Here is a 572-nt window from a genome sequence, read left to right on the forward strand (position 1 = left end):
GGTCCTGGGCCAGGCGATCGCCCAAGTCCCCGCCAACCATCGACGTGAGCTGCTGATCCGCTCCGACGGCGCCGGCGCCTCCCATGACCTGCTGAACTGGGTCACCGAGCAGAACCGCGTCCGTGGTCGACGGGTGGAGTACTCGGTCGGGTTCTCCATCACCGGCCCGTTGCGACGGGCCATCGCGACCTGCCCCGAGGAAGCGTGGGGGCCGGCACTGAACCCTGACGGAGACATTCGGGAGGGGGCCGAGGTTGCCGAACTGACCGGATTCCTCGCCCCCGGGCTGCTCGCCAAGTGGCCAGCGGGGATGCGGGTGATCGTCCGCCGCGAGCGGCCCCACCCGGGTGCCCAATTATCGATGTTCGAAGAGATCGACGGGTGGCGCTACCAGGCGTTTGTCACCAACACCGCCACCGGCCAGCTCCAATTCCTCGAGGCCAGACACCGGGCTCACGCGCGGGTCGAGGACCGGATCCGACACGCCAAAGACACCGGGCTCGGCCGGCTTCCCTCCCGGGAGTTCGCCCTCAACCAGGCGTGGCTGGTGGCGGTGATGCTCGCCGCTGACC

The 572-nt window shown here is 69.4% G+C and carries 1 protein-coding gene; it reads left to right on the forward strand.

The annotated features are described in order from the left end of the window. Nucleotides 1-572: transposase (locus tag DCI01S_RS16575; RefSeq protein WP_156482676.1), on the forward strand; the 572-nt coding region annotated here is incomplete at both ends.

This window comes from Dietzia cinnamea NBRC 102147 (assembly GCF_001571065.1).
GTDB classification, from domain to species: domain Bacteria; phylum Actinomycetota; class Actinomycetes; order Mycobacteriales; family Mycobacteriaceae; genus Dietzia; species Dietzia cinnamea.